The sequence below is a fragment of the Iodobacter sp. CM08 genome, assembly GCF_033446605.1.
Taxonomy (GTDB): Bacteria; Pseudomonadota; Gammaproteobacteria; order Burkholderiales; family Chitinibacteraceae; genus Iodobacter.
Map to the genome: position 1 here is coordinate 1 of NZ_JAWQUO010000096.1, position 1,229 is coordinate 1,229.

Sequence of the window (1,229 nt, forward strand, 5' to 3'; positions counted from 1 at the left end):
GCATTGCTGCAGCACAATTTGCGAAGCATGGGGCTACGACACTTTGGCTGAAAGCCATAGGTGGTTTTGCAGGCTGGGGAGCTTTGCTGGTGGATTCTGCGCAGGCTTTTACTTTTGCAGGTGAACGGTTTAAGCGCAATGATGATAGTGCATTTTTAGCATGGGGAAGTACTGGGATTTTATATGGTGCTGGTGGGGCAGTAGGTGTCGGGGCAACTTTTGAGGTAGCCATTATATGGCTGCAAACAGGGAAAATTATTTCTGCCACAGCGGTGGCCTCTGAGGGAGGTATTGTTCTTTTGGGTATGAGCTTAACCGGCTGGGCCTTGATTTTAATGGGGCTGGGGGTACTTGCATATTCTGGCTCTGCAATGCTAACACCCACCGCGCTACAGGATTGGGCCGAAGATTGCTTTTTTGGTAAGGCAAATAGATTTGATACATCGGCAGAAGAAGAAAAAGCTTTATTTAAGGCTTTGAAAAAGAGCAGCCAAACTGAATCTGAACCTCAAATTAAATATGAAGAAAAAAAACCTTCAGACGCTAATAAATCTTCGCCCGTAAATAAATCTGCACCCGCCTCGATTAAATATCCGTGAGCTTATTAAAAATGACATTAAATACGGCAACCACAACTGCTTATCGTGTACTGCAAGGTGAATACCCGCCAGCATTGATCAATGCATCCAGCTTGGGCATTGTCACATATCTGAATAAGAAAACAACCACGCGGCAAAGTGGCAGCACGCTGAGCGAAGTTAAAACGATCTATCCAGCTGCCATCGAGCTGGCCAGTACTACTCATTATCAGCGAGGCCTTGTAACGGTATTTGCATTGCTCATTATTTTTGGGTTCTTCCCGCTTATGTTGTATGGCACCTATTTATCTACTTGGTTACTTAATAGCGATAGAGTTATTTTCGTTTTAATCTCGATTGTTCAATTTATTTTTAGTTCTTTTTTTTCTTTTGTTGCATTTCATTTTGGGCTATACCCGCTAAGGGCGGATATGTTTGCACTTAAAAACGACAGCTTGTTTTTTGATAGAGAAAAGAAAAAAGTTTACCGTGTTTTTAGAGATTTACCTGGTCTTATTGAGTACGTTAGAAATAGCTTCAAAAAACGTAATCCATTTTATCCTTGGCCTACCGTGATTGTTGAATACGATTGGGATTCTTTCGAATTTGTGCATGTTTCAAAAGTGGTGATGCTGGGGCAATTGCCTTCAA

The 1,229-nt window shown here is 42.1% G+C and carries 2 protein-coding genes; both read left to right on the plus strand.

The genetic code is table 11. The features are described 5' to 3' along the window. Positions 1–89: 89 nt before the first annotated feature. On the plus strand, positions 90–599 hold the full coding sequence (locus R6242_RS22205) for a hypothetical protein (protein ID WP_318431071.1): 510 nt from the start codon (positions 90–92) through the stop codon (positions 597–599). A gap of 11 nt (positions 600–610) precedes the next feature. Beyond that, on the plus strand, positions 611–1,229 hold a 619-nt coding region (locus R6242_RS22210), incomplete at its 3' end, for a DUF6708 domain-containing protein (protein ID WP_318431073.1).